Genomic DNA, 22,441 nt, shown 5'->3' on the forward strand with positions numbered 1-22,441 from the left:
ACTCCTCGTCGTCGCCCCTGGCCGGGGCCGCCGATGGGCAACCCCGGCGGGTCGCCGAAAGCTGGATCCGACCCGCGCGATCAGCCTGGGCCAGTGACTCTGCGTCGGCCAACCCCACACCGCGTGTCGACACGCGTATCTGGCCGAATGGTGACGAACCACCACCGGATCGGTCGCGCGGCGATCGACCCGACAGTCCGACACTTCGGGTAACGAAGCGGGCCGACCACCGGATGCGGGGCGGGCGGGGTGTGGGACGCCTCACCTCTGATGCGAAACTGGAGTCACGGCGGCAGCGCAGCCGCGACCTCCGCGCACCCACGCGGTAGGCGCGACTGGGCGTCGGCGCTCCCGAACCGGGTTCGGCCATGAATCCGGCTCACGCCGCGCGGCAACCCCCACCGGGGTCAGGCGCGGTCGCCAGGAACCGATCCCGGCACCAGCCGGGATCGGGCGCACGAGTCGCGCGGCCGGGTGACCCCCCGGTGCCGACGCAGACACGACAGGGAGAGACGGATGGCAAAGGGCGACCCCGGGGGCCCCACGCGCGGTCGGCGCGCCGCACCCCGATCCAGGAAGGCCACGACCGGCGATCCGGAGCTGGTGCAGCTGCTCACCCCCGAAGGCGAGCGGATCGAGAGCGTGACCGGCCCGGACGGCACCGAGTACCGCGTCGACTTCACCGACGAGGAGTACCGCGGCCTCTACCGCGACCTGGTGCTCGTCCGGAAGCTGGACGCCGAGGCGACGGCCCTGCAACGGCAGGGCGAGCTGGGCATCTGGGCGAGCCTGCTCGGTCAGGAGGCGGCGCAGGTCGGTTCCGGCCGCGCGCTGCGTACGCAGGACATGGCGTTCCCCACCTACCGCGAGCACGGCGTGCTCTACTGCCGTGGCATCGACCCGATCATGCCGCTGGGCCTGTTCCGCGGGGTCGACCAGGGTGGCTGGGACCCGAACGAGTTCAAGTTCAACATGTACACGATCGTGATCGGGGCGCAGACCCTGCACGCGACCGGCTACGCCATGGGCGTCGCGATGGACGGCAAGACCGGCACCGACGACGGCGAGGCGGTGATCGCCTACTTCGGCGACGGCGCCACCAGCCAGGGTGACGTCAACGAGGCGTTCGTCTGGGCCGGCGTGTTCAACTCCCCGTTGGTGTTCTTCTGCCAGAACAACCAGTACGCCATCTCCGAGCCGCTGGAGCGGCAGACCCGCATCCCCCTCTACCGGCGGGCCGCCGGATTCGGCTTCCCGGGCATCCGGGTCGACGGCAACGACGTGCTGGCGACGTACGCGGTGACCCGGCACGCGCTGGACAACGCCCGGCACGGGCAGGGCCCGAGCCTGATCGAGGCGTACACCTACCGGATGGGCGCGCACACCACCTCCGACGACCCGACCCGGTACCGCATCGCCAGCGAGGTCGAGGCGTGGCAGGCCAAGGACCCGATCGCCCGGATGAAGGCGTTCCTGGAGCGGGAGAAGATCGCCGACGCCGGCTTCTTCACCGAGGTCGACGAGCAGGCCCGCCGGGAAGCGGTGGACCTGCGTGAACGGGTGCTCGCGATGCCGAACCCGGAGCCGGGCACCATGTTCGACCACGTCTACCCCAACGGATCGCCGCTGCTGGACGAGCAGCGCGTGCAGTTCAGCAGGTACCTGGAGTCGTTCGAGGGGAGCGCGCACTGATGGCCACGGAGACGCTCACCCTCGGCAAGGCCCTCAACGTCGGCCTGCGCAAGGCACTGGAGAACGACCCGAAGGTCGTCATCATGGGCGAGGACGTCGGCAAGCTCGGCGGCGTCTTCCGGATCACCGACGGGTTGCAGAAGGACTTCGGCGACCAGCGGGTGATCGACACCCCGCTCGCCGAGTCCGGCATCATCGGCACCGCGGTCGGCCTGGCCATCCGGGGCTACCGTCCGGTCTGCGAGATCCAGTTCGACGGGTTCGTCTACCCGGCGTACGACCAGATCGTGTCGCAGGTGGCGAAGATGCACTACCGGTCGCGGGGCAAGCTCAACATCCCGATGGTGATCCGGATCCCGTTCGGCGGCGGCATCGGCGCGGTGGAGCACCACTCGGAGTCCCCCGAGGCGTACTTCGCGCACACCGCCGGGCTCAAGGTGGTGTCCTGCGCCAACCCGCAGGACGCGTACGTGATGATCCAGCAGGCCATCGCCTCGGACGATCCGATCGTGTTCCTGGAGCCGAAGCGGCGTTACTGGGAGAAGGGTCAGGTCGACCTGGACGACCCGCTGTCCGAGGCGTACCCGCTGCACTCGTCCCGGGTCGCGCGGGCCGGCACCGACGTCACCCTGCTCGCGTACGGCCCGATGGTGCGTACCTGCCTCGACGCGGCCACCGCCGCGGCCGAGGACGGGCGGAACCTGGAGGTCATCGACCTGCGCACGCTCTCCCCACTGGACCTCGGTGTGGTGTACGAGTCGGTGCGGCGTGCCGGCCGCGCGGTGGTGGTGCACGAGGCACCGGGCAACCTGGGCATGGGTGCGGAGATCGCGGCCCGGATCACCGAGGAGTGCTTCTACTCCCTGGAGTCGCCGGTGCTGCGGGTGACTGGCTTCGACACTCCTTACCCGGCAGCCCGGGTGGAGGAGGAGTACCTTCCCGATCTCGACCGGGTGCTCGACGCCGTCGACCGCACCTTCGGCTGGTGAGCGGCATGTCGCGGATCAAGGAGTTCAACCTGCCCGACCTGGGCGAGGGCCTGACCGAGGGCGAGATCCTCGCCTGGCTGGTCAAGGTGGGCGACACGATCGAGTTGAACCAGCCGATCGTCGAGGTGGAGACGGCCAAGGCGGCCGTGGAGATCCCGGCCAAGTGGGCCGGCCAGGTCCAGGCGATCTTCCACCCGGAGGGCACCACCGTCGAGGTCGGCACCCCGATCATCGCGATCGACACCGACCCGGGCGCCGGCCCGGTCGAGCAGTCGACCACCGGTGCGCCCGCCACCGACCTGCCTGCCCCGTCAGCGGCGTCGTTGGCCGCCGTCGAGGTGGCGCCGGCCGAGGGTGCGGTCGAGCCGGGCCTGATCGGCGGTCCCGCCCCGGGCGGCCGTACCGCCGTTCTCGTCGGCTACGGCCCGCGCACGACGGCGGCCAAGCGTCGCCCCCGCAAGGGCACAACCCCGGCCGCGTCCGTTCCGGCCGCACCGGTCCAGGCGGCACCGGCGCGGGTCGTCCCGACTCCGGTCCAGGCCGGGCCCGTGTCCGGGGTCAACGGCAAGGGTCGGAGCACCGGCATGGTGCTGGCCAAGCCGCCGGTGCGCAAGCTCGCCAAGGATCTCGGGGTCGACCTGGGCACGCTTACCGGGTCCGGGCCGTCGGGCTCGATCACCCGGGAGGACGTACAGCGGGCGGCGGCGGCCCCGGCGGCGGCCGAGCCGCTGACGGTCACCACAGTGGCCAGCTCGGCCGCGAGCTTCGGCGCGGACCGCGAGCAGCGCATCCCGGTCAAGGGAGTACGCAGGCTCACCGCCGAGAACATGTCCCGGTCGGCCTTCACCGCCCCACACGTCACCGAGTTCCTGACCGTGGACGTGACCCGGGCGATGAAGGCGCTGGACCGGCTGCGCGAGCGGCGGGAGTGGCGCGACGTACGGGTCTCGCCGCTGCTGCTGGTCGCCAAGGCGGTGCTGCTGGCGGTCCGGCGGCACCCGATGGTCAACTCCAGTTGGGCCGGCGACGAGATCGTCGTCAAGGAGTACGTCAACCTCGGCATCGCGGCGGCCACCGAGCGCGGCCTGATCGTGCCGAACATCAAGGACGCCGGCCGGTTGACCCTGCGCGAGCTGGCCGACGCGATGACCGGCCTGGTGCAGACCGCCAAGGCCGGCAGGACCTCACCGGCGGACATGTCCGGTGGCACTCTGACGATCACCAACGTCGGGGTGTTCGGGGTGGACACCGGCACGCCGATCCTGCCCCCGGGTGAGTCGGCGATCCTGGCCTTCGGTGCGGTCCGCGAACAGCCCTGGGTCCACAAGGGCAAGGTCAAGCCGCGCCTGGTCACCACGCTCGGCCTCTCCTTCGACCATCGGATCATCGACGGCGAGCTGGGTTCGAAGTTCCTCCGCGACGTGGGCGACTTCCTCGCCGATCCGGAGGCGGCGCTGCTCGCCTGGACCTGACGCCTCACCACGGCGACGGCCGGTGTGCCACGGGTTGACGCCCGGCACACCGGCCGTTGCCATTTGGCGAAGAAAAGGTCGCCAATTGGCGCACCTGGCCTAAGATTCTTAGGCTCGTGGCCCAGCTCACCTAATAATCGCTGGCAATCCGACGTGCGCTGCGCTTCAATGGAGAGGACGACGGGACGACAACCGAATAGTCCAGGAGGAGAGACACCATGAGCATGATCGAGCGAATCCGCAACCGCCGCGACGCCAACCGCCGCGCCCGTGCCATCGAGCGGGCCCTGCGCTCCGCCAGTTCGCCCGCGGTCCGCGACGAGATCCTCGCCATCGCCCAGCGTCACATGCACTGACGCCACACGACGTTATCCGCCTCCTCCAGATCGACGACCCGCCCGGGCAACCCGGGCGGGTCGTCGGCGTTAGGACCGGCCCCTGACACCGGGATACCGCCCTGCCGCAGCGCCCGGTACGGTGGGGCTCGGTCGTCGTCCACGCTCGGGGACAGGCCGAGGCGATAGAAGCACCTCGACACCACCCGGCGACGGACAGTGACGATCGAAGCTCCCCGGAAGCCCACCAGCGGCTACCGGGATACGGTGCGGGGAGCCGGCACGGCCGGTACGCCGGCACCGCCGGCTGCCCTGCCGAGACCATCGGCGACGGCGGCCGACATGTGATGGAGGAGGCGCACGCATGACGTCCGAGGGCCCGCACCGCCCCGGCCAGGAGCCGGACGAGGTGCCGCCGGGCGGCGGCGGACCGGCGCCGTACGGCGACCGACCGGCTCAGCCGGACAACGGGTACGGCGCATCCGCCCCTGACCTCGGTTGGGCTCCACCGCCACCCGCCCGCCCGGACACGTCCGCACCAGCCTGGGCGAACCAGCAGGGCAACGCGTGGGGCAGCGCCCAGGCGACCCGGCAGGCGGAAGCCACGACGCCCGGCGGTTGGGACCAGCCCGCCGGTAACCAGCCGGCCTGGGCGTCCCAGGGGGACCAGCCGCAGCAGCCCGCCCCGGGTTGGGCGCCGGCCGGACCGCCCACATCGGATCAGCCTGCCTGGGCCAACAGCGCCCAGGCCGGGCCGGCGTGGGCCAACGGTCCCGCCAATGGGGACACCGCGCAGCCAGCGGACTGGACGCCGAACCAACCGGCCACCAGCCAGCCCGACTGGGCCGCCAACCAACCGGCCGCGAACCAGCCGGACTGGGCGAGCGGTCAGCCTGCCCCGCAGTCCAACCCGGCATCTGCCAGTGGGTGGGCCGGCGGTCAGCAGCCGGACTGGGCCAGCGCGCCGCGTACCGATGACCAGACGCCCGGCTGGGCGTCGACCGCAGGTCAACCCGAGCCTGTCCAGCCGGCCTGGGCGCAGACCGACCAGCCGATGCCCTCCCGCGAGCCGGCAGCCCGGGCCAGCGCCCAGGTGCCTGCCCCCGATGCGGGCCAGCAACAGCGCCCCACCGACGCGTCGTCCCGCGCCGAGGCATGGCCGGCCGAGCAGCCGGAACAGCCCGACTGGGCGACCGGTCAGCGGCGGGAGCCCGCCGCTGGCGGCTGGGCCGACGAGCAGCCGGCCGAGGGCTGGCAAACGGGCGGGGACCGGCCGGCGCAACCCGACTGGGCCACGCCGGCGCGAGAGGATGCCTCCGGCTGGGCCGGGGGTAACCCGGCAGCCGGGCCGCCGCCGTCCTGGAGCCCGTCCGCCGAGCCGCTCCCGTCCCGTACCGCCGCCGACCGATCCTCCTCGCCCGACATCCAGCCGTGGGCGCCCGGTGAGGCGTGGGGCCAGGCAGCCGCAGAGCCCGCCGCACCTCGCACCAGCCCCGAGCCGGACGCGGGTCGACCCGACGACGGCCCGGCCTATCAGCCCGCACCAGCGCCGGGCATCTCCCCGGCGAACATGGTGCCGTTGCCGCCGCAGGAGCAGCGGGTGCCGGGCGCCAGCCTGGCCGCCACGCCGCCCACGGACTTCGGCCAGCCCACGCCGTTCACCGACGACCCGGCCGGATCAGCCGGCCGTCCGGTCGCCGATCAGCCGGCCGGCGGAGTGGCCTGGGGACAACCCGAGTCCCGACCCGATGATCCGCAGTCACCGGCCATCCCGGCACCGCGTACCTCTCCGGAGGCCGAGGGCCGCGCCACGCCGCCGGCGGGCGGCGTCGCGGCGAGCGCCTCCGTGCCACTGTCCAGTCGGGTCCTGCCCCCGGCGGACCACGCGGCTCGCCCGGCCGGTTCGCCCGCGCCACAGCCCCGGGTGTACGGCCGACCGGCCCGCCCCGAGCACACCGAGGAGCCGGCCCAGGAGCACACCGAGCAGCCACTGGTGCCCCGCTTCGACCAGAGCCCGGGTCGGTTCGACTTCGACCAGGCCACGGAGCGCAGCGATCAGGGCCCGGAGCGGTTCGAGCAGGCCCCGGAGCCCCGCTTCGAACCACCGATGGGGCCGAACGCCTTCGCGGGTCCGGCCGCCCCGGCTTCGCCGGCTGCCCCGCCCGCCTTCCCGCCGGGGATGCCGTCCTTCGTGGACGCGCCGCCGACCAACCGGCCGGTCAACGGGGTGCGGCCGCACGCCGAGCCGGAGCGCCCGGCCGACCCGTTCGGCGGTGCACCGCGCGACCCGTTCGGTGGCCCGGGCAACGACCCGTTCGGCGGCCCGTCCGACCGCCCGGGTGGCGCCTACGGCTCTCCCGTCCGCTCCGAGCCGGGCGGCGGCGAGCACAACTCGGCCTTCCCTCCGCCGCCGCAGTCGGCGCCGCCGTGGAGCCCGGGTCCGGGCAGCGGATCGGGCGAGACGGAGCAGGGCCGCTTCGACGCGTTCAAGCCGGTCGCCGAGCCGGCTCCGGAAACCCCGGCACCGAAGGTACGCAACGGACGGGTGCTCGCCGCGGTGCTGGTCGCCGCCGTCCTCATCCTGGCCATTCCGCTCGGCCTGCTGATGCTCCTGGGCATGATCGGCGGGTCGGACGACGCGAACGCCTTCGATCCGCCGGTCGGTTCCTGCGTCAAGCGCTCCGGCACCACCGCCGTGGCCGCCGACTGCGCCGAGCCGGAAGCCTTCAGTGTGGTGTCCAAGGTCGAGTCGAAGGACAAGTGTCCCGATCCGGCAATGCCGCACGTGGACCTTCGCGGCGCCACCGCCAACCCGGTGCTCTGCCTCAAGGAGGCAACCGGCGGCTGAGTCCGCCCAGGCGACGGCGGGGTCACGGGCAACCGTGACCCCGCCGCTTTGTGCCGACCGACCTCGGTGGGCTCCGCAGGCCCCGGCTCGGCCAGGGTCGCGGTGTGCGGCATGTCGTGCCTTCCCGGGCCGGGTAAACCGCCAGGATCCCGCAAACCGTGGCGGACCGCGCAGCCTCCCCTTCCGACCGGCGGGCGTCCGCCGGTAGGGCACGATGGGGTCATGAGTGCACGCGTACGGGCTCCCCAGCTTCGGGGTCGGGCCTGGTTGAACACCGGCGGGCGAGAGCTGACGCTCGCCGACCTGCGGGGCAAGATCGTGATCGCGGATTTCTGGACCTTCTGCTGCATCAACTGCCTGCACGTCCTGGACGAGCTGCGTCCCCTGGAGCAGAAGTACGCCGACGTCCTGGTGGTGATCGGCGTGCACTCCCCGAAGTTCGAGCACGAGAAGGACCCGGACGCACTGGCCGCCGCCGTCGAACGGTACGGCGTGCACCACCCGGTGCTCGACGACCCTGAGCTGGACATGTGGCAGCAGTACGCCGCCCGCGCCTGGCCGACCCTCGCGGTGATCGACCCGGAGGGGTACGTGGTGGCCACCATGGCCGGAGAGGGCCACGCGGACGGGTTGGCCCGGCTGATCGACGACCTGATCGCCACCCACGAGGCCAAGGGCACCCTGCACCGGGGAGACGGTCCGTACGTTCCGGCCGCCGAGCCGGCGACCACCCTCCGCTTCCCGGGTAAGGCGGTGGTCCTGCCCGACGGCGACCTGCTGGTCTCCGACTCGGCGCGGCACCGCCTGGTCGAGCTGGGCACCGACGGTGAGACCGTCGCCCGTACCATCGGCACCGGCGACCGGGGGCGGACCGACGGCTCCGCCGGTGTCGCGACGTTCTCCGAGCCGCAGGGGCTGTGTCTGCTTCCGCCGCACGTTGCCGAGGTCTCCGGCTACGACCTGGTGGTCGCCGACACCGTCAACCACCTGCTGCGGGGCGTACGGCTGGCCACCGGCGAGGTGCTCACCGTGGCCGGCACCGGACGGCAGTGGCGGTCGACTGTCGACGACCACGCGCACGACGCCCTCTCGGTCGACCTCTCCTCGCCCTGGGATCTCGCCTGGTACGACCACAGGATCGTCATCGCCATGGCGGGCATCCACCAGCTCTGGTGGTTCGACCCGATCAAGCGCACCGCCGGCATGTACGCCGGCACGACCGTGGAGGCGCTGCGTGACGGGCCGTTGGCGCAGGCCTGGCTGGCCCAGCCGTCCGGGCTCGCCGTCTCCACCGACGGCAGCCGGCTCTGGGTCGCCGACAGCGAGACCAGCGCCATCCGCTACATCGAGAACGGTGTCCTGGGTACCGCCGTCGGGCAGGGGCTGTTCGACTTCGGCCACGTGGACGGGCCGGCGGCGCAGGCCCTGCTTCAGCACCCGCTCGGCGTCTGCGCCCTGCCCGACGGCTCGGTCCTGATCGCCGACACGTACAACGGCGCGGTACGCCGCTACGATCCGGCCAGCGATCGGGTCGCCACCGTCGCCACCGGTCTGGCCGAGCCGAGCGACCTGGTGCTCACCGCCGACGGCGCGGTGCTGGTGGTGGAGTCGGCGGCGCACCGGATCACCCGGCTGGCTCCGGGTGCGCTCTCGGCGGCCGGCGCGGAGACCGTCGACGGTCCCCGGCACCGTACCGAGCGCAAGCCGACGGACCTGGCCGCGGGCGAGGTCGTGCTCGACGTCGTGTTCACCCCGGCCCCCGGGCAGAAGCTGGACGACACCTTCGGACCGTCCACCCGCCTCGTCGTCTCGGCGTCGCCGCCGGAACTGCTGATCGAGGGGGCGGGCACCGGCACGGACCTGTCCCGCCGCCTGGTGATCGACGGATCGGTGCCCGACGGGGTGCTTCAGGTGACCGCCCAGGCGGCGACCTGTGACGCCGATGTGGAGCACGCGGCCTGCCACCTCACCCGGCAGGACTGGGGCGTGCCGGTGCGGGTGGTCGACGGCGGTGCCAGCCGGCTGCCGTTGGTCCTGCGGGGCATGGACGCCGGCTGAGACCCGGCCGCGTCGTCGGGACGGGCCCTGCGCCCACCGGGGCCCTTCCCGACCCGACCTCAGCTGAACGGTGCGGGGGTGACCCCGGCGTCGACGAGGGCGGCGCGGACGAGTGCCGCGGCGGCCACCGCGCCGGGGCTGTCGCCGTGCAGGCACACCGACTCCACAGCGCACGGGACCGTACCGCCGTCGACGGTCACCACGACCTGCTCGGTGGCCATCCGTACCGCCCGGCGGGCCACCTCCTGCGGGTCGGTGACCAACGCGTCGGGCGAGGTGCGCGGCACCAGGCGACCGTTGGGCAGGTAGTTCCGGTCGGCGAACCCCTCGGCCACCACCCGGATGCCGGCGCCCTGAGCGAGCTGGGCGAGCACCGACCCGGGCGGGCAGAGGACCGGCAGTTCCGGGTCGTAGTCGTCGAGCGCGGCCACCAGCGCCGCAGCGGGCATCTCCTCGCCGGCCGCCGCGTGGTAGAGCGCTCCGTGCGGCTTGAGGTAGCGGACCCGGGTGCGGTACGCCCGGCAGAAGGCGTTGAGCGCGCCGAGCTGGTAGAGCACCTCGTCGCGCAGTTCCGCGAATTCGTACGCGATGTGCCGCCTACCGAAGCCGGCGAGGTCCCGGTACCCGACCTGGGCTCCGACGGCGACCCCCCGCTCCGCGGCGGCGGCGCAGACCCGACGCATCGTGGCCGGGTCCCCGGCGTGGAAGCCGCAGGCGACGTTGGCGGAGGTGACCAGGTTCAGCAGGGCCTGGTCGTCGCCGAGACGCCAGATGCCGAAGCCCTCGCCAAGGTCAGCGTTGAGGTCCATGAAATCTCACCGTAGTGCCTGGACGGGCCTGCGCGAGCGGGGTCACGTCGTCCACCACCGCGATGACCGGGTATCCGCCGGTGGTGGGGTGGTCGGCGAGGAAGATCAGTGGTTGACCGTCGGCCGGCACCTGCACCGCGCCGAGGACGAGTCCTTCGCTCGGCAGTTCCCCGGCCACCGCGCGGGGCAGCGGCGCGCCGGTCAGGCGCGCGCCGACCCGGTTGCTCAACGGACTCACCTGGTACGTCGTACCGAGCAGCAGGTCCAGCGCCGCCGGGGTGAACCAGTCGTGCCGGGGGCCGAGCCGCACGGTGAGCCGCAGTTCCGGTGGCAACGCCACGGGCACTGTGACGTCGACCGGGGCGGGCGGGCCGGCGGGTGTGCCCAGCGGCAGCAGGTCGCCGTCGCGCAGCGGGGCCGGTCCGAGCCCGGCTAGCGTGTCGGTGGAGCGGCTGCCCAGCACCGGTGCGACGGCGATACCGCCGGCCACCGCGAGCCAGCAGCGCAGGCCCCGTCGGGCGGGACCGATGCGCAGCACCGCCCCGGCCGGCACGGCCAGCGGACGGCCGGTGTCACCTGGGCGACGGTCGACCCGTACGTCGGCCTCGGCACCGACCACCGCGACCGTGGTGGCCCGGGTGGGGCGCAGCTCGCAGCCGGTCAGGGTGATCTCCAGTCCGGCCGCCGGTTCCGGGTTGCCGACCAGGCGGTTGGCCAGTCGCAGGGCGGCCGGGTCGAGTGCACCGGAACGGGGTACGCCGAGGTGCGCCCAGCCGGGCCGGCCGAGGTCCTGCACGGTGGTCAACGCCCCGGCCCGGAGCACCTCGACGGTGCCGCCGCTCACCGGTCCACCAACCGGACCCGGGTGCCGGGGCTCAGCAGGGCCGGCGGGTCGGCCGTCACGTCGAACAGGGTCAGTTCGGTCCGCCCGACCAGCAACCAACCGCCGGGGGACGCGGTGGGGTACATCCCCGCGTACCGGCCGGCCAGGGCGACCGACCCGGCCGGCACCCGGGGACGGGGAGTCGCCAGCCGAGGCACCGCCAGCTCGGCGGGCAGCCCGGTGAGGTATCCGAAGCCGGGTGCGAAACCGCAGAACGCGACCCGGAACTCGGTGTCCCGTAGGCGACGCACGACGCCCGGTACGTCCGTCCGCCAGTGATCGGCCACCCGGGAGAGGTCCTCCCCGTCGTAGGTCACGGGTACCTCGACGAGGCGGGCGGGTGCGGCGGCGGGCTCGGCCGCGACGCTGTCGGCAGGGCGGGCGTCTGCGGTCCAGGTGGCGATCCGGGCGGCGGTGGCCGGCGGGTCCGGTACGCCGTCGAGCAGTACGGTGGCGGCGGCCGGCACGATCTCGACGGCGACCAGCTCGCCCAGCTCGCGGCGGCGCCACAGCTCCACCCGCCACGCCTCGACCGCGGCGGCCACGTCGGTGTCACGTCCGGCTGGGGCAGCGGGACCGGCGTCCTCCGGCGACGCCAGGTCGAGCAGGAGGGCGTGCGTGCCGACCGGTGTGATCCGCATTCGGTCATCCTCTCGGAAGCGCGACGCTTCCGCGTCGTCCGCTGGTCGGAGAGCGTGACCAGTTGCACTACCCGAAAGTAACCTACGCTGCCGTAACCTAAGGGCGTGACCACCTCAGCACGCCCCCGGCTCAAGCCGGTCGACATCGGGAAACCCCGGATGCGCGGCTGGCTGCACACGTACGCGTTCTTCGTCGCCCTGGTCTGCGGCATCGTGCTCTGTTCGATCGCCGCCACCCGTCCGGGCTGGACCCCCCTGGTCAGCTCCGCCGTCTACAGCTTCACCGTCTGCGGTCTCTTCGGCACCAGCGCGTTGTACCACCGTCGGGTGTGGTCGACGCGCGGCTACGCGGTCATGCGCCGGATGGACCACTCGATGATTTTCCTGTTCATCGCGGGCACGTACACACCGTTCTGCCTGCTGCTGCTGGAGACCCGGGCCGCCGTCATGATGCTGTCGATCGTCTGGGGCGGTGCGCTGGGCGGTGTGGCGCTCAAGCTGATCTGGCCGCACGCCAACCGGTGGATCTCCGCGCCGTTGTACCTCGCCCTGGGCTGGGTGTCCGTGGCGATGCTGCCCGACATCCTCCGCCAGGGCGGAGTCACGGCGTTGGTGCTGCTCGCCGTGGGCGGCGGGATCTACACCGTGGGGGCGGTCTTCTACGCGCTGCGCCGCCCCAATCCGTGGCCCACCGTCTTCGGTCACCATGAGTTCTTCCACGCCTGCACGCTGGTTGCCGCGATCTGCCACCACGTCGCCATCTACTTCGCGCTCTTCGCCTGACCCGGCGTACGACGACAGCGGGGGTGGTGAGCCTCGTTGCTCACCACCCCCGCTGGGTCCGTCGGGCGGAGGTCAGATCGTGGGACCGGGCCGGCGCACCTCGCGGTATTCCTGGACCACCCGGTCATCCTGGACCGGCACCGCGCGGTCGGCCACCACCCGCTCCTCACGCACCGGAGCGACGACCGTACGCCGGCGCGAGTTCCAGAAGTAGAGGGTCACGATCAGGCCGGCGACGCCCGCGAGCATCAGCACCCAGCCGACGACGCTCAGGTTGAGCCAGCCCAGGTCCGCCTCCACGGCGAACGCGAAGATCGCACCCAGCGCGATCAGAAAAATACTGCCACCGATGCCCATCTCGTCGTCTCCTTGGCTATCGAAGCTGGCATTCCACTCCGCCGCGGCCACGGATGAGGTTGCGGCACCGACCGACTTACCCCGGCACGGGAATCGCCAATCGGGCAAGCTGGAGACATGACGGACAGCCCCCACCCCGAGCGGACACTGGTGCTGCTCCGGCACGCCAAGGCCGAACAGCCCACGACTGACCGTCCCGACGTCGAACGCCCGCTTGCCACCCGCGGCCGCGCGGATGCCGCTGCGGCAGGGGCGTGGCTGGCCCGACACGGGCTGCTACCCGACGTGGTGCTCTGCTCGGCGGCGGTACGCACCAGACAGACCTGGCACGACGTCCAGTTGGGGATCACCGGCTCACCGCCGGAGAGCGGTCCCGCAGGCCCGGCTCCGGCGGTCCGCTACGAACCGGACGCCTACGAGGCACATCCGGAGGATCTGCTGAGCCTGGTCCGGCAGGTGCCGTCGACCGCGGCGACCGTTCTGCTGATCGCCCACAACCCCGGTATCTCGCTGCTGTCCGAACTGCTCGACCCGGTCCGGGCGGACCCGGAAGGACTGCGTACCGGCGGGCTGGTGGTGCACCGGACGGCCGTGTCCTGGGCGGAACTGAGCCGCGGCACGGCCGGCATCGAGGCGCGGCACACCGCACGCGGTTAGGGCCTGTGTGCGGTGTGGGCAGGCGCGTGGCTCAGCTCGGTGGCGCGGTCGGTGGCGGTGGATCGGGGGGTGGCGGCATCATCGCGGTCGGGTGCGAGAGCCGGTTCTCCTCCACGATCAGTGTCCGGGCCCGCTTCCGGCGGTCCTGCCAGAACCAGAGCGTGGTGAGCAGCACGGCCAGTCCGGCGAGGATGAAGACCCAACCGACCGCCCGCAGGTCGACCCACCAGACGTTTGCCCGGATGGCGAAGGTCAGGATCGCGCCGATCGCGATCAGGAAGATCCCACTACCAATGCCCATGTGCGCGGCACTCCCCCGTGCGGTTGCTCTGGGCGTACTCGGACTGGTCCGGGACGATTACCCGTCCGACCCGCGATTACCCGCAGCACTGGGCCGTGAACGCTCCCGGTGCCGACACGACGACAGCCGGCGGGCCTGAGCCCGCCGGCCGTCGCGCTGACACGGGCCGCGACGCGTTTTCTACCGCACGTCGCGGTCGGGTGCCCCGTGACTCAGAACGCCTCCTCCGGGAGGTCCATGACGTCCAGGTCGGTGCTCTCGATGATCCGCCGGTCGGCGCCGATGCGGGGCAGCACCTCGCGGGCGAAGAACCGGGCGGCGGCCACCTTTCCGGTGTAGAACGCCTTGTCCGTCGCCGTCACCTCACCGGCGAGGGCCTTCAGCGCCACGTCGGCCTGCTTCTGCAGCAGCCAGCCGACGACCAGGTCGCCGATCGCCAGCAGGAACCGCCGGCTGCCGAGTCCGACCTTGTACAGCGCCCGGGTGTCCCCACCCTGCGCCTCACCCAACCAGCCGGTCATCACGGCGAGGATGTTCTGGATCTCGGCGAGTGCCTTGCCGAGCGCCTGACGCTCCTCCTTGAGCTGGCCGTTGCCCGCCTCGGTGGCGATGAACTCCTGGATCTCGCCGGCCACGGCCATCAGTGCCTTGCCGTTGTCGCGGACGATCTTCCGGAAGATCAGGTCGAGGCTCTGGATCGCGGTGGTGCCCTCGTACAACGTGTCGATCTTGGCGTCCCGGACGTACTGCTCCAGCGGGTAGTCCTGGAGGAAGCCGGAGCCGCCGAAGGTCTGCAGCGACTCGTGCCCGAGCAGCTCGTACGCCCGCTCCGAGCCGACGCCCTTGACCAGCGGGAGGAGCAGGTCGTTCACCCGCTTCGCCAGCTTGATGGCCTTCTCGTCGCCGGCCGCCTCCGCCATGGCGACCTTGTCCTGCCAGGTGGCGGTGTAGAGGACAAGCGCCCGCAGGCCCTCGGCGTACGACTTCTGCAGCAGCAGCGAGCGACGCACGTCGGGGTGCGCGGTGATGGCCACCCGCGGGGCGGTCTTGTCCGCCATCTGGGTCAGGTCGGCGCCCTGGACCCGGTTCTTGGCGTACTCAAGCGCGTTGAGGTAACCGGTGGACAGGGTGGCGATGGCCTTGGTGCCGACCATCATCCGGGCGTACTCGATGATCATGAACATCTGCCGGATGCCGTCGTGCTTCTCGCCCAGCAGCCAGCCCTTGGCCGGTACACCGTGCTCACCGAAGGTGATCTCGCAGGTGTTGGAGACCTTCAGGCCCATCTTGTGCTCGACGTTCGTGGCGAAGACGCCGTTACGCTCGCCCAACTCGCCGGTGCTCTCGTCGAAGTGGTACTTCGGGACGACGAACAGCGACAGGCCCTTGGTGCCGGGGCCGCCCACGCCCTCCACGCCTACCGGGCGGGCCAGTACGTAGTGGACGATGTTGTCGCTCAGGTCGTGCTCACCCGAGGTGATGAAGCGCTTGACGCCCTCGATGTGCCACGAGCCGTCCGGCTGCGGGATCGCCCGGGTACGACCGGCACCCACGTCCGAGCCGGCGTCCGGCTCGGTGAGCACCATTGTGGAGCCCCACTGCTTGTCGATGAAGAGCTTGGCCCACTTCTTCTGCTGCTCAGTGCCTTCGACGTGCAGCACGTGCGCGAAGGAGGGGCCGGAGGCGTACATCCAGACCGGCGCGTTCGCGCCGAGCACCAGCTCGGCGAGCGCCCACCACAGCGCCCGGGGAGCGTTGGTGCCGTCCAGCTCCGAGGGCAGGTCCAGGCGCCAGAACTCGGACTCCATGAAGGCCCGGTACGACTTCTTGAACGACTCCGGCAGCGGCGCGGTGTGCGTGGCCGGGTCGAAGACCGGCGGGGTGCGATCGCTGTCCTGGTAACTGGCGGCCAGGTCCTCCCGAGCCAGCCGGTCGACCTCGGCGAGGAAGGTCCGCGCGGTGTCGACGTCGAGGTCGGAGTACGGCTCCTGGCCGAACGCCCGGTCCGCTCCGAACACCTCGAACAGGTTGAATTCGAGGTCCCGAAGGTTGCTCTTGTAGTGGGTCATGTCGCTGGCCCCGCTTCCGGACAGGTGTTACCGATCAGTAACCCCGACTCTATTACTCGCGGGTAGGCAGCGACAAGCCGGTCCGGACAGTGACAGGCATTACACACCTGCCGTTCAGGTGCACGCCAACCGTGGTCACCTGAGACGGCGCGACCGGAAGGGTCCTCACCCCTCGGCCGCACCGACCTCCCAGCTCGGCACCGCCGTCGTCACATCGCCCGGTGAGCCCGTGTACTCCATCAGGACCAGTGCGATGTCATCGTCCAGCCGGCCGTGCACCCATTCGACAAGAGCGGTCTCCAGGGAGGCGAGGCCGTCGCCGACCGTACCGTGGCCGAGCAACCGCCAGGCCCGATCCGTGGTGGGGAAGAACTCGCCGTCCCGCCGCGCCTCGCCGAGCCCGTCGGTGAACAACAGCAACCGGTCGCCCGGCTCCAGCCGTTCGACCCGCGGTCGGACCACCGGCATGAAACCGAGCGGGGGCGCCGGCGCGGGCGGCTCAAGAGAGATCACCGAGCCACGACGCAGCAGCAGCGGCGCGGGATGCCCGCAGTTGACGATGGTGAGCGTGCCACCGCGCTCCTCGACGAGCGCGGCGGTGACGAAGTCCTCGTCGCCGACGTTGCGCGCCACCGCCCGGTCCAGATCCGTCACCACGGCCCGCAGATCGGCCCGCTCGTACGCCACGTGCCGGTACGAGCCGAGCACGATGCTCGCCAGCCGGACCGCCTCCAGACCCTTGCCGCGCACGTCACCGATGATCATCCGAACGCCGTACGGGGTCTCGATCGCCTCGTAGAGGTCACCGCCGATCTCCGCCGTGGCGGTCGACGATATGTACCGGCCGGCGACGGAGAGGGCGCCCACCCTCGGGCCGAGGGGGCGCAGCACCGCCTGCTGAGCCACCATGGCCAGCTTCGACAACTCGGCGATCTGCTCCGCCTGCCGCTGTCGTACCGCCGCCACCGCTCCCGCGATGCCCGTGCCCAACGCGATGCCGACCACCGCGACGGCCGTGGATAGCGAGACCGTCCGCTCGGCCAGGGCGAAGGTCGCCCCCAGCACGGAGGCGGCGGCACCGACGCCGAGCACGATCCGCCACGAGGCGAGCGCGGCGGCCAGAAACGGCGCGGCAACCATCAGTGCGATGTAGTTCGCCGTGCGACCATCCGCCAGCTCGACAGCCGAGACGATTGCGAGCAGGACGAGGGCCGCGCCGAGGCCGGCGCGGGATCCGGGGCTCAGCGGGCCGCGGCCCGGCTGGAGGAGTTGCGTGCGTACATCCGACAGCATGCCCGATGTACGTGAGCGAAAGAATGAACCTGGCCCCTCGGACGAGATGGTTCTGGCCGCGAGGATCCAGCGCCGGAGCCGATCGCGGCGCTCCACCGGCTCAGCCGAGCACCTCGTAGCGAACCTCGATGTGACCGAGGTCGAGCGACGCGATCTCGGCGAACGCCCCCCGCGCCAGATCCAGGCAGCGTCCCTCGATGAACGGACCGCGATCGTTGATCCGGACGGTGACCGACTTGCCGTTGGCCGGGTTGGTCACCCGCACCTTCGTGTCGAAGGGCAGGGTCTTGTGAGCGGCCGTCATCCCCTCCGGGTTGAACGTCTCGCCGTTGGCGGTCATCTGCCCCTGCCAGTAGAAGGACGCACCGCAGGAGCCGGTGTCGACCACCGGGCGGGCCGTCGTCTTCTTGGCCGTCGGCTTCGGCGTCGGGCTGGCCGTACGCTGCTTGCTGCGCGACGGCGCCTGTGCGGTGCGGCTCGGCGTCGGACTCACCGTCGGACTCGGCGAGGCACTGGCGCTGGCACTCGGCGACGCACTAGGCGAGCCGGGTGCAGGGCTGCTGGTCTCGCTGGTCGGCGACAGGTCGATCGCGGCCGGTCGTACCGGCTCCGACTCGGCGGTCAGCCGTACGGCGCCGACGGTGCCACCGACGGCGAGCGCGACCGCCACCACGGCGCTGGCCGTGAGACCGGCCGGCGAGGTGATCCTGCGGGTACGGGAGTGCTTACCAGCCACCGGCCCGGGTCCTTTCTCAGCGGGTCAAACCGGGTCGGACCATAACGAGAGAAGCACTTCCGAAGTCAACGTGATCATGATGTTATGCCCGTAATTGCGGTGATACGTGCAGCCGATCATCCGATCCATGGTGGGCCGGGCGGGCCGGTGCTCGGCAGGTGCCTGGCGCAGGATGGTGACATGCCCGCTGAGCTGAGAGAACGCCTCGTCGAGCTGTTCGGATGGGTCGACCCCGGTCCGGGTTCGAGCCACCTGGTCAGCGACACCTCCGGGTGGTGGCGCGACCCGGCGACGCTCGCCGCACTGGGGCCCGCGCTTGTCGCCCCGTTCCGGGCGGCCCGGCCCACGGTGGTGGTGTCCCCCGCCGTCACCGGGTTCCTCCTCGGGCCGATGGCGGCCACCGCCCTCGGCGTGGGGTTCGTGGCGGCGCACAAGCCGGGTGACGGGCGGCTGCCCGCCGGCTCGCTGACCTGGGCGCAGAGTCCCCCCGACTTCCGCGGCCGGCGGGTGGACCTGGCGGTGCGTGACCGGCACCTGGGTCCGGACGACCGGGTGCTGGTGGTGGACGACTGGGTGGACACCGCCGCCCAGGTACGCGCTCTCTACGAGATCTGCATGACGCGAGGAGCCGAACCGGTAGGTACCGCCGCCGTGGTGGCCACCTGCCCGCCGACAGTGGCGACGAACCTACGCATCACCGCCCTCCTCACCACCGCCGACCTCCCCGACTCACCCCATTGATCATGAAGTTGTTGTCCCACACATCGGTGTGTCGCGACAACAACTTCATGATCAACGGGGAGGAAGAGGGTTGGGAGTCAGCGGACGAAGTCTTCGACCACGGTGCAGACCTGGCCGAGGGCCTCGGCGGAGCGGGCCAGCGGGCCGGGGACCATCAGCGCGTGGTCGGCACCGGGGATCTCCAACACGTGCGGGGTGAGCCGCCGAGCGACCCCGCCGTCCCAGGACGAGTCGGCGGTGCCACCGACCAGGATGAACGGCGCGGTGGCCCGGCGCAGCGCGTCGACCACGTCACCCCGGTGCAGCAACGGGGTGAGCCAGACGGCGGGCAGCCCCCGGCCGGCCGCGAGCGGCGCGGCGAGGGTGCCGAGCGACTTACCGACCAGCAGGTCCGTCCGCTCGTTCAAGGTCGGAGCGACCTGGTCACACACCCACCTGCCGATGGTGTCGATGTCGAAATGTTCCGGCACCTGCCAGGAGATCCCGTGCAGCCCGAAACCGACCCGGCGCAGCGCCTCGCCCAGGTAGAGAAAGAGGGGGTACCGGGTGTCGTACCCGCGCCCCGGGATGAGCACCGCCCGTCGGTCCGCCATGGACATCTCCTTGTCGTCGGCCATCGACCGTACCCCCATTCAAACCCTTCCGGGACGGCAGAAGCACCACCGGATGCCCGCGAGCGGGCGGTAGCCTCGGCAGGATGTGGCCCCGGATCGGCGGACTCCGCGCGCTAGCCCTCGGCACCCCCGGTGAACTACGGACGCGCCTCAACACCCTCGTGCTGGCCGGCGTGAAGACCGCCACCGCCGGCCTGCTCGGCGAGTACGCCGAGGAGGGGGAGGAACTTGAGCACGTCGGGGAGCGGCTGGCTCTCGTCGACGACGCGGACGCCCTGGTGGCCGTTGTCCAGGTGACAGGCATCGAGGTGACCCGGTTCGCCGAGGTGCCGTGGGACTTCGCCCGCGCCGAGGGGGAGGGCGACCGCTCGATCGAGGAGTGGCGGGCCGGGCACGCCGCCTACTGGGCTCGCGTCGGCACGCCGGTCACCGACGACAGCCAGATCGTCTGCGTACGCTTCCGCCTGGTGTCCGCCGGGGTCGGCGGCGTCGCCACCGGCGACCTCGGCACCTGAGCCGACCCGTCCGGCGGTCGGCCTCCGGACGCGGGCCGGGAGGCGGCGGCGCCGTAGGTTCAGCTGTGCAGCTCGGGCAGGAGGCGGGTGGCGACGTCGGCCAGGACCGCCTCGTCACCGGCGTACCAGCCGCTCTCCCGCGGCCAGTGCGTGATCACATCGGTGAAACCGAGCTTCGCCGCCCGCTCCACCTGATCGGCGAAGAACTGCGCGCTACTCAACGAGAAGACGGGTGCCGAGTCCAGCGACAGGTAGCGGTCCAGGCTGGCCGGGTCGCGCCCCTCGGCCGCCAAGGCACCGTCGAGTCGGGTGGTCACCTCAGCCACCCCGGCCCACCAGTCGTTCAGGTCGTCCCCGCCGGCACCGTTGGTCACCCAGCCCTGACCGAAGCGGGCCACGATCCGCATCGACCGGGGCCCGTTGGCGGCCACCACGAACGGTGCCCGGGGTTCCTGTACGCAGCCGGGACTGCTCCGCGCGTCCACCGCCGCGAACCAGTCGCCCCGCCAGGTGGTCCCGTCCTGCCGCAGAATCGCGTCGAGCAACTCGGTGAACTCGGCGAACCGGTCCACCCGCTGCCGTGGCGTGAGCGTCTCACCGCCGAGCACGGCCGCGTCGAACCCGATGCCGCCCGCGCCGAGGCCGAGCAGTGCCCGCCCGGCGGAGACGTCGTCCAACGCGGTCACCTGCCGGGCGAAGGTCGCCGGATGCCGGAAGTTCGGCGAGGCGACGAGCGTGCCGAGCCGGATCCGGGAGGTCACCGTCGCGGCGGCGGTCAACGTCGTCATCGAGTCGAACCAGGGCCCGTCCACCAGATCGCGCCAGCCGAGATGGTCGTACGTCCAGGCGTGGTCGAAACCCCACTCGTCGGCCCGTCGCCACCGGTGCCGGGCCACCGACCAGCGCTGGTCAGGCAGGATCACGATGCCAATCCTCATGATCACCAGCGTACGGGGACCGCGGTCGCACCGCCGGTGCACGGCAGAGGCCCGGCCCGAGGATCTTCCCTCGGACCGGGCCCCGTGGTGCCTCGGCGGGCGCGTCACGCCCGTCGCGCTCACATACGGGCTTCGACCGCGGCCGGTGCCCGGGTCAGCGTCACAGTGGTCGCCGGGATCTCGGCCCGCACGATCTCACCCTGGTAGTTCGGGTCGTTCGCCCAGGCGCTGCCGGTGACCTCGACCTTCCCCTTCTGGAACGGGGTGGTGCCGGTCGGGTCCGCCGTGGCGGACCACTGCGCCGTCACACCCTGGACGCAGTCGACCTGGCCGCTGAACGGGCCACGGATAATGACCTTGTTCTTGACCTGGGTCACCAGGCCGTTGAGTTGCACGGTCGCGTCCGCGTTGCAGACCACCGTGCCGTGCACGGTGGCCTTGCCGTTCAGCTTGCTGAAGACGCCGTCGGCAGCCGGCGTGACGGTGAACTCCAGCGGGGCCGGCGGCGGCGGATTGCCGATCACGACCCGCCCGCGCAGGGCCGGGGTGCCGCCCTCGCAGTGCTGCTCGAAGGTGGCGTCGAGGCGCTCCACGTAGCCGTGCGGGCCGAAGGCGACGTCGGCGACGACGAACGAGCCCGTGATGGTGTTGCAGCCCCGACCGTTGCCGCTGATGTCGATGCCGGCGCCCGCGCCGCTGAACGGTGCGCGGGTGGCATCCGGGTAGTTGCCGACGGCGAGCTGCTGCCCCGCCGGCGCCTTGAGGTCCATCGACCACCAGTCGCCGTTCCTGCCGTTGATCGACAGGTAGACGCCACGAAGCTGGTCGTCGGCGCGGATCGACATCTGGTCGCCAGCGGCGGCATCGTAGTTGTAGGTGGCGCCGCCGGTGATGTAGTCGCCGGGGTCACCGGCCATCGTGAAGGTGCCGGCGGTCACCGGATCTGCCTGAGCCGCAGCCACCCCCGTCAGCAGGCCGGTCGCGGTCACAACGCCCGTGATGAGCGTTGCCGCGATGGCCCGCCTGGTGCGCATGGTCATGGATGCCTCTTTCTCCAGGGAATAGGCGTTCCTCGCTGGAGAGCCTAGGAACGGCGGGCCGGCCGCATGACCCCAAGGGTCAAAGTGGACAGTTGGCTCTCTTTGGCGCTTCGGCGCCAATCCGACGCCAGACTGCCGGCCGACGCGCAGGTCCTCAGCGACGGTCACGAGATCGACTGACCGCCCAGACACCACCGGCGATAGCCACCGCAGTCGGCAGGAGGCAGCAAAACGCGCTGCCGAGTGCCCGTGGGGTGCTCGGGGCGGCGGAACGTCGAAGACCCCGGCGGACATGCGTCCTGGCCAGGGCCTTCGGATCCGAGCGGGTGACGGGAATCGAACCCGCACTGTCAGCTTGGGAAGCTGATGTTCTGCCATTGAACTACACCCGCAGGCGAAATCACTCTACCCGAGCCGCCCACCCTGATGCATCCAGGGCTCCAGCCCCGCGCGCTGCGCGTCGCGGTCGGTCCGAGACGGCAGCAGCCCCGATGCTGCTGCGTCGCGGCGGGCCGGAGGCAGCAACATCACCGAAAGTGCGTGGATCTTGGACTCCGGGCGAGGTGGCCGGACGGACCGGCAAGAAGTTTCATCAACGCAACATATGGCCATGTTCAAATCTGTCTATGGGTTGTAACGTCTGCCCCACGTTTTCCGCACGGCGCGACAC

At 71.7% G+C, this 22,441-nt stretch carries 21 protein-coding genes and 1 tRNA gene; 10 read left to right on the forward strand and 12 right to left on the reverse strand.

Going from position 1 to position 22,441, the window contains the following annotated elements:
• Window positions 1-516: 516 nt before the first annotated feature.
• From pdhA to AB0I71_RS06045, 6 genes are all read left to right on the forward strand, one after another.
• Complete coding sequence (pdhA, locus tag AB0I71_RS06020) at window positions 517-1,692, forward strand: pyruvate dehydrogenase (acetyl-transferring) E1 component subunit alpha (protein WP_357582137.1); 1,176 nt, start codon at window positions 517-519, stop codon at window positions 1,690-1,692.
• Window positions 1,692-2,681 carry an alpha-ketoacid dehydrogenase subunit beta gene (locus AB0I71_RS06025; protein ID WP_357582138.1) on the forward strand — a complete coding sequence of 330 codons (990 nt, stop codon included), beginning with the start codon at window positions 1,692-1,694 and terminating at the stop codon, window positions 2,679-2,681. Before pdhA ends, AB0I71_RS06025 begins: the two co-directional genes overlap by 1 nt.
• A 5-nt stretch (window positions 2,682-2,686) precedes the next feature.
• Complete coding sequence (locus tag AB0I71_RS06030; protein ID WP_357582351.1) at window positions 2,687-4,153, forward strand: dihydrolipoamide acetyltransferase family protein; 1,467 nt, start codon at window positions 2,687-2,689, stop codon at window positions 4,151-4,153.
• A gap of 218 nt (window positions 4,154-4,371) precedes the next feature.
• Entirely contained in the window at window positions 4,372-4,509 is a 138-nt protein-coding gene (locus tag AB0I71_RS06035; RefSeq protein WP_165521953.1) for a hypothetical protein, read from the forward strand.
• A gap of 343 nt (window positions 4,510-4,852) precedes the next feature.
• Window positions 4,853-7,336, forward strand: coding sequence for a hypothetical protein (locus tag AB0I71_RS06040; protein ID WP_357582139.1), 2,484 nt, complete (start codon window positions 4,853-4,855; stop codon window positions 7,334-7,336).
• Between the two features lie 222 nt (window positions 7,337-7,558).
• A complete protein-coding gene (locus AB0I71_RS06045) occupies window positions 7,559-9,394 on the forward strand; it encodes an NHL domain-containing thioredoxin family protein (RefSeq protein ID WP_357582140.1) in 1,836 nt (611 codons plus the stop codon).
• Between the two features lie 59 nt (window positions 9,395-9,453).
• Here the strand turns inward: AB0I71_RS06045 and AB0I71_RS06050 are convergent, their stop codons facing one another.
• From AB0I71_RS06050 to AB0I71_RS06060, 3 genes are read right to left on the reverse strand one after another with little or no spacing between them, the layout of a single operon-like run.
• On the reverse strand, window positions 9,454-10,203 hold the full coding sequence (locus AB0I71_RS06050; RefSeq protein WP_357582141.1) for a 5-oxoprolinase subunit PxpA: 750 nt from the start codon (window positions 10,201-10,203) through the stop codon (window positions 9,454-9,456).
• Entirely contained in the window at window positions 10,187-11,047 is an 861-nt protein-coding gene (locus AB0I71_RS06055; protein WP_357582142.1) for a biotin-dependent carboxyltransferase family protein, read from the reverse strand. Before AB0I71_RS06055 ends, AB0I71_RS06050 begins: the two co-directional genes overlap by 17 nt.
• Window positions 11,044-11,727 (reverse strand): allophanate hydrolase subunit 1, encoded by a 684-nt coding sequence (locus AB0I71_RS06060; protein WP_357582143.1) that lies wholly within the window; start codon window positions 11,725-11,727, stop codon window positions 11,044-11,046. Before AB0I71_RS06060 ends, AB0I71_RS06055 begins: the two co-directional genes overlap by 4 nt.
• 105 nt (window positions 11,728-11,832) lie before the next feature.
• Between AB0I71_RS06060 and AB0I71_RS06065 the strand changes: the two genes are divergently transcribed.
• A complete protein-coding gene (locus AB0I71_RS06065; RefSeq protein WP_357582144.1) occupies window positions 11,833-12,510 on the forward strand; it encodes a hemolysin III family protein in 678 nt (225 codons plus the stop codon).
• Window positions 12,511-12,582: 72 nt separating this feature from the next.
• Here AB0I71_RS06065 and AB0I71_RS06070 read toward each other — a convergent pair whose 3' ends face one another.
• Window positions 12,583-12,867: a DUF6458 family protein gene (locus tag AB0I71_RS06070; protein WP_357582352.1), complete on the reverse strand. Its 285-nt coding sequence runs from the start codon at window positions 12,865-12,867 to the stop codon at window positions 12,583-12,585.
• Window positions 12,868-12,984: 117 nt separating this feature from the next.
• On the opposite strand from AB0I71_RS06070, the gene AB0I71_RS06075 reads away from it, so the two are divergent.
• Complete coding sequence (locus tag AB0I71_RS06075) at window positions 12,985-13,524, forward strand: histidine phosphatase family protein (protein WP_357582145.1); 540 nt, start codon at window positions 12,985-12,987, stop codon at window positions 13,522-13,524.
• A 31-nt stretch (window positions 13,525-13,555) separates the two neighbouring features.
• Here AB0I71_RS06075 and AB0I71_RS06080 read toward each other — a convergent pair whose 3' ends face one another.
• The 4 genes from AB0I71_RS06080 to AB0I71_RS06095 form a co-directional block, all read right to left on the reverse strand.
• Window positions 13,556-13,825, reverse strand: coding sequence for a DUF6458 family protein (locus tag AB0I71_RS06080; protein ID WP_043961115.1), 270 nt, complete (start codon window positions 13,823-13,825; stop codon window positions 13,556-13,558).
• 212 nt (window positions 13,826-14,037) lie between these two features.
• Entirely contained in the window at window positions 14,038-15,894 is a 1,857-nt protein-coding gene (locus AB0I71_RS06085) for an acyl-CoA dehydrogenase (RefSeq protein ID WP_357582146.1), read from the reverse strand.
• Window positions 15,895-16,059: 165 nt separating this feature from the next.
• Window positions 16,060-17,187 carry a PP2C family protein-serine/threonine phosphatase gene (locus tag AB0I71_RS06090; protein WP_357582147.1) on the reverse strand — a complete coding sequence of 376 codons (1,128 nt, stop codon included), beginning with the start codon at window positions 17,185-17,187 and terminating at the stop codon, window positions 16,060-16,062.
• A 100-nt stretch (window positions 17,188-17,287) separates the two neighbouring features.
• Window positions 17,288-17,923 carry a septal ring lytic transglycosylase RlpA family protein gene (locus AB0I71_RS06095; RefSeq protein ID WP_357582148.1) on the reverse strand — a complete coding sequence of 212 codons (636 nt, stop codon included), beginning with the start codon at window positions 17,921-17,923 and terminating at the stop codon, window positions 17,288-17,290.
• 180 nt (window positions 17,924-18,103) lie between these two features.
• Between AB0I71_RS06095 and AB0I71_RS06100 the strand changes: the two genes are divergently transcribed.
• The gene (locus AB0I71_RS06100) at window positions 18,104-18,664 is read left to right on the forward strand and encodes a phosphoribosyltransferase family protein (protein ID WP_357582149.1); all 561 of its coding nucleotides are present in this window, start codon (window positions 18,104-18,106) and stop codon (window positions 18,662-18,664) included.
• A gap of 77 nt (window positions 18,665-18,741) precedes the next feature.
• On the opposite strand, the gene AB0I71_RS06105 is transcribed toward AB0I71_RS06100, so the two are convergent.
• Window positions 18,742-19,281 carry an alpha/beta hydrolase gene (locus AB0I71_RS06105; protein WP_357582150.1) on the reverse strand — a complete coding sequence of 180 codons (540 nt, stop codon included), beginning with the start codon at window positions 19,279-19,281 and terminating at the stop codon, window positions 18,742-18,744.
• An 80-nt stretch (window positions 19,282-19,361) separates the two neighbouring features.
• Here AB0I71_RS06105 and AB0I71_RS06110 point away from each other — a divergent pair, with 80 nt between their 5' ends.
• Window positions 19,362-19,793, forward strand: coding sequence for an ASCH domain-containing protein (locus tag AB0I71_RS06110; protein ID WP_357582151.1), 432 nt, complete (start codon window positions 19,362-19,364; stop codon window positions 19,791-19,793).
• Window positions 19,794-19,852: 59 nt separating this feature from the next.
• Here AB0I71_RS06110 and AB0I71_RS06115 read toward each other — a convergent pair whose 3' ends face one another.
• From AB0I71_RS06115 to AB0I71_RS06125, 3 genes are all read right to left on the reverse strand, one after another.
• Window positions 19,853-20,731 (reverse strand): LLM class flavin-dependent oxidoreductase, encoded by an 879-nt coding sequence (locus AB0I71_RS06115; RefSeq protein WP_357582152.1) that lies wholly within the window; start codon window positions 20,729-20,731, stop codon window positions 19,853-19,855.
• A gap of 119 nt (window positions 20,732-20,850) precedes the next feature.
• The gene (locus AB0I71_RS06120) at window positions 20,851-21,939 is read right to left on the reverse strand and encodes a hypothetical protein (protein ID WP_357582153.1); all 1,089 of its coding nucleotides are present in this window, start codon (window positions 21,937-21,939) and stop codon (window positions 20,851-20,853) included.
• Window positions 21,940-22,092: 153 nt separating this feature from the next.
• Window positions 22,093-22,163 (reverse strand) — tRNA-Gly (locus tag AB0I71_RS06125).
• Between the last annotated feature and the right edge of the window lie 278 nt (window positions 22,164-22,441).

Origin of the sequence: Micromonospora sp. NPDC049891, from assembly GCF_040660295.1 — a bacterium.
In the GTDB taxonomy this organism is placed as follows: Bacteria; Actinomycetota; Actinomycetes; order Mycobacteriales; family Micromonosporaceae; genus Micromonospora.